The sequence below is a fragment of the Streptomyces sp. NPDC001822 genome, assembly GCF_042892135.1.
Lineage (GTDB): Bacteria > Actinomycetota > Actinomycetes > Streptomycetales > Streptomycetaceae > Streptomyces.
This window is the reverse complement of record NZ_JBIATW010000033.1, coordinates 1-4807: the sequence shown is the minus strand read 5'-3', so window position 1 is coordinate 4807 and position 4807 is coordinate 1. Positions and strand designations below refer to the sequence as shown.

4 protein-coding genes are annotated in these 4807 nt (G+C 66.3%); 2 read left to right on the top strand and 2 right to left on the bottom strand.

Annotated features, from left to right (window positions below; translation table 11 throughout):
• Positions 1-702: 702 nt before the first annotated feature.
• Entirely contained in the window at positions 703-1461 is a 759-nt protein-coding gene (locus tag ACFYY2_RS34705) for a hypothetical protein (RefSeq protein WP_388750742.1), read from the bottom strand.
• A 379-nt stretch (positions 1462-1840) separates the two neighbouring features.
• Between ACFYY2_RS34705 and ACFYY2_RS34700 the strand changes: the two genes are divergently transcribed.
• Together ACFYY2_RS34700 and ACFYY2_RS34695 are read left to right on the top strand one after the other, a co-directional pair.
• Complete coding sequence (locus ACFYY2_RS34700) at positions 1841-2053, top strand: hypothetical protein (protein WP_388750740.1); 213 nt, start codon at positions 1841-1843, stop codon at positions 2051-2053.
• 43 nt (positions 2054-2096) lie between these two features.
• Positions 2097-2432 carry a hypothetical protein gene (locus ACFYY2_RS34695; protein WP_388750737.1) on the top strand — a complete coding sequence of 112 codons (336 nt, stop codon included), beginning with the start codon at positions 2097-2099 and terminating at the stop codon, positions 2430-2432.
• Between the two features lie 167 nt (positions 2433-2599).
• On the opposite strand, the gene ACFYY2_RS34690 is transcribed toward ACFYY2_RS34695, so the two are convergent.
• Positions 2600-3406, bottom strand: coding sequence for a hypothetical protein (locus ACFYY2_RS34690; protein ID WP_388750734.1), 807 nt, complete (start codon positions 3404-3406; stop codon positions 2600-2602).
• Between the last annotated feature and the right edge of the window lie 1401 nt (positions 3407-4807).

Sequence of the window (4807 nt, the reverse complement as noted above, 5' to 3'; positions counted from 1 at the left end):
CGCGCGTCCTCCTCCGGAGGAACGACGCACGACCCTACGGGTCGTCAAGACGACGAAACCCTACGGGTTTCCAAACCCATTCCTACGGAATGGGTTTGGGGAATTCCTCCGGAATTCCCGCACGTCCCGGGATGTGGTGCGGGTGGGCTCGGCGGCTGCGGGTCCCGGTGGTGACGGGAGGTCAAGAGTGTGTGGGTGCCTGCCCGCACGGCTCCGCAGTGCGGGCAGACTGAGCCCGGAAAGCACGTGCCGCAGCACTCGACATACCGTCACAGACAACTACGCACCCACAAGAGAGGGTCAGTCGGTGCGCCCGGAACGCGAGCCGCGTGCCTCATTTTTGGTCGTAGCTAAAAACTGGACCCAGCCCCCACCCCCGACACGCGCTCGGACTTTATCGTAGAGGGCCCGGCGGACGGTCGTGCAGGCCTCCGTAGATGACGGCGCCCCACATCCGACTCACATGATCACTTTCCGGCGACCTCCAAGGGCAGGAGCGTTGCTTCGGTGGCCGGCGGGCGGGTCGGCTGATCCCCGTCGACGACCTGCTCGCGGCCATACCCGGCTCCACGCGCACGCCCTGGCCGTCGCCGGCACAGCACCTGCAGGAGCAGCTGGACGGCACGGGGAGAGCACATCGCGGACCTCCAGGGGGCGCAGAGGGCCGCTGAGCGCCCACATCACGCCTCGGTCGCAGAGTTCTTACCAATCCGCCTTCCCGCGGGCGTTGCGGGGCTCAGGAGGGTGGGTGGCGGCTCGTGATGTCTCGCGGGCGATCCTGCGCTCTCGTACCCGGGCCAGTCGGGCGAGCTCGGCGGCTGTGCAGAGGCGATCGATCTCGTAATCCGTATCCGTCTCGAGGCTGAAGCCTTCGCAGATCTGCACCATGCGAACACACCAGGCGTTACTCGGGATCACTTTGCCGCTCAGGTATCGCTCGATCCGCAGGGTGTCGGATCCGAACAGCAGCCACATGTCCTGCTCCAGGCCGGTCCGCTCGAGCATGTTGTTGAGCTGCGCGATCAGGGTGTGCTGTTCCCTGGGGATGTCGATCTGTACGGGGGGCGTCGGCTTCCAGGTTCGGTTCCTCGCCCACCGTCGCTGCGTCTCGGCTCTGACGAGGCGCTGGTAGCGGTCTCTCCACTCCTTTGCCTGGGTGCGGGCCTCGTGATCGGCGGGCAGGCGCTGTATCCAGCCCCAGATCGGGTCTCGGGAGCGGACATCTGCCCGTTCGTCGTCGGGGTCGCCCGCCCACCAGCGGAGCAGGGTGCTGACCGTCTCGGCGTAGGGCAGCCGTGTGCCGGACAAGGCCGCGTAGAGGGCCGGCCGTGAGACCTCGGTGTCCGGCTGGGCGGCGATCCAGCCGACCCCTGCCTTGCCCATGCCGAGCGCGCGGAGATCGAACGCGAACTTCTCCAGATCACCCTTGCGGGGGTCAGGAATGCGCGGCCGAGCAGGCATTTCTCAAGCCCCTTCGTTTCCATGGCCGTTGATGTCTCGCGACATGCTTGCACACCCGCCGGTTGTCGGTATCGCCGAATAAACTCCTAACGCGCCGCAGAGCGGCCTCGCCGAGGAGAGAAGACGTCTTCTCGGCGGAGCACCGCGCCAACGGGTTCTCAGCGCACAGCAGTCCGGTCCGGTCGACTACCTGGAGGTGGAACGACTGTGGCCCCCCGCGCCAACGGGGGGCCACACAGCAGTCCGACGGGTCTTGTACCTGGTCTCGAAGCAACTTCAGCACTTCACGAAAGGACGAAGACCTATCAGTTCCAACCCCGAGGTTACGGGGCCGCTTGGCCTGCCGTCGACCCGTATCCCCCGTTGGACGGCGTGGCGGGTGGCCTCCCGTGCCTTCATCGCCCGGCGCTCCGCGCCGGTCTGGGCTCGCACACGACGTGCGTGGGGAACCATCCGCAGCTTCATCCGACGGCACCGCGTCCTGAGCGCCCTCGCCGGAGCCGTCTTCCTCGGACTGTTCAGCGGCTTCGGCAAGGTCTTCGGCCAGTACTTCGCCGAGGAAGTGCTGGCCTGGATCACGATGCGGTTCTGACCGACCCGCCGTTCTGCACCCGGTCCCGTACCTGGGCCACCGGGTGCAGAGCGACATCGACGCCATCATCTTTTCTGCGTGCGGATCCGCGGAGGCCTCGAGGAAAGAGCCGGCGCGGGACGGCGTCGATTCTGGTGGCGGCGGGGCTCGTGGGCGTGGAGTACACGATCAAGGTCGTCGACTCCACTACACGGCCGTCGAGACCAACATGGGGATGGACGAGGGCAATGTCTTCCCCAAGATGATCAAGCTGGACGTCGGTGGCAAGTTAGGCGAGACGACCCGTTCCATCTTGCCTGCCAAGCTCGCTCGCGGTGGTCCCGCCGGCCAAAAGCCCCTCCTGGAGGTCGACCAGGAGCACGGCAGGTTCGCGACCTGACCTCCGATCACATTTGCCCTGTTCAGAGCCGCGCGTCAATATTCCGCCCCTCCACAACGGACGCCGATTACCCGGCCTCGGGGAGCCCGGCTCCTCCAGGCTGGGTGTATCTGGCGCATGGGCTGAGGGTCGGCGTGCCTTCCCTGGCCTCCCAATTGCCGGGCTGTCTATTTGGGGAGGGTGAAGCGTTCCTGGTGGGCGAAGAGGGCCGTCACGGCAGGCTGGAGGTCTCCTTGGTCAGCGAGATCGACGTTCTCGGGGTTGGCGGCGTTGGCCAGGAGTCCGGAGAGCTGGTGGATCGAGTTGGCCACCCGCGTCGCCTTCAGCCTGGCTGGGTTGAGGTCGGAGGCGCCTTGGGCCACTGGCGCCTTCTGGAGGGCTGAGTCGGCGTCGTACGCCTCCCGGAGCCGCTTGGGCCAGGGCATGCTGAGAGCCGCTCCTGGTGGCGGTGTGCCAGTGTGTACGGCGCTGCGCAGTGCGGCGTCGTGCGTCTTCTGTGCGCTGACTGAGCGGTCTGCCCTGGACTGAAGACCGGGTACGTCCAGAAGTCGTCGGGCGAGTTCCCGGATCACTGTGGCGTTGCTGACCGCCCAAGCGCGTTCAGCGTGGCGGTCGCGTTGGTCTCGGGCGTACTCGATGCGCTCATGCTGCGTCAGGGGTGAGCCGTGCAGTTCGTCCATGTCGGTGCGGAGCTGGAGGTAGCGGCGTTCGGCTGCTTGCCTGCTGCGTAGTTCCAGTGCTTCGGCCAGGCGTGCCCAGGTGACCTTCTTGCGGCGGGCGGCGGCGATGAGGCGGCGTTCGTCCTCGATCAGCTTCTCGCGCAGCGCTCTGATGACGAGGAGGCCGGCGAGGAGGTCGGTTTCGGTGAGCTCGTCGGCGGCGTCCAGTTCGACGAGTTTCGCGATCTCGTCGTATTTGTCGGCGACTTCGCTCAGTGTGCCGGTCGGGGGGAGGGTGCCGGACACGATGGCCATTTCTCCGGCCCACCCGGTCGGGGCTTGGGCTTGAGGCGGGGCCAGGTGCTGCCATGCGTGCAGCCGGTTCCTCTCGGCCTCGGGGCGAACAGGTGATGTCGCCTTCTGGACGACTCTTTGTGTCGTCTTCCGGATGACGAAATGAGGTACAGGCATCTTTATATCTCCGAATTCAAGGTGCGGCTTATTCGCCGGCGTCGATGTCGGCCGCGCCGCGGGGCGGCCGTCGCCGCCTCCAGGCCGCGCGGGCGCCTGCCAGGAGTGCGGCGGCAGCGGCGAAGGCCGCAGCTCCGAGGAACTGGGCACCGGCATCACGAAGGATGGAAAACATTCTGGTGGGACGCACGTTGGGAGCCGGTAGTCGTGCGTCGCTCTCCTTACTGGTCTGCAGGGGTGGGGTTGGAGTGCTGCCGGTTCGCACAGCTCGGACCAGAGCCGACGGCCCGCTCTCCTCAGACGCCTTTCTTCCGGCGCGAAGCAACGGTGCCGTGCGGGCAGGAGCGCTCATGCCTTGCCGCCAACGAGTCTTACCGAAGTTTCACCACACATATGACATCGACAGAATTCGCCACCCTGCGCCACACCTTGCCATAGCTTCAATACGGGCCTTTTCGATTTCACGACCCACTCGAAAACAAGCGGAATTCCTTCTTCACGCATAGGTGAGATAGAGCCCCGGGGTGCGCGCACCGATGCGGGCGACGCTCTCCCCTGCCGGACCACAGCTTCGCCGGATCGACGCCCCTTCGGGGCGAGGAGTCACTGCGGCTGCCCGGACGGGCCCGGGTGCGCTTGTCGGATTGTTCAGGCGGAGGCGGAGCACCTGGAGGTGCGCCCACAGCCCTTTGTTCACGCCGAGTTGCACCGTGCGCGCATGTGGGTCGCGGGCTGTGGCGGGCGCGGATAGATGCGCGTGGGCAGCGGCTTCGCCCGGCCTTGACCTGGCCCGGGGTTCTTCGGCCCATGTGGCGCGGGAGCGCGGGGGCTGGCGGTTCGTTGATGTTCTGGCGCCGCGCTGGGCGGCGCCAGAACAGTGAACATCTCCCGCGGCAACGGGACCGCTCCATCTCCTGGGTGACTGTGTTGCCCGCAGTACTTCGGAGAGCCCGCCGGCGGCCGTGAGGCGTGTGGTCAGGCACGCATAAAGATCAGGCATGTGGGCCCGCAGGTCAAGGGTGGGACACGGTTGCGGGAACTGGGGTGGCAAGTGCTGTCCTGAGCTGCAGTGATGTGGGTTCCGGCATGTCCGAAAGCGGTAGTGGATCGTGGAACAGGCCTGCGGATTATCACTCTCAGTCACCGCAAAGGGGCCTCCCCCTGAGTGGTGGACACGCTGATACTGGATCTGCCTGATCCGGAGGAAGCGAGAAGACCGCCGATGGCGATGAAGGACTACTCGGA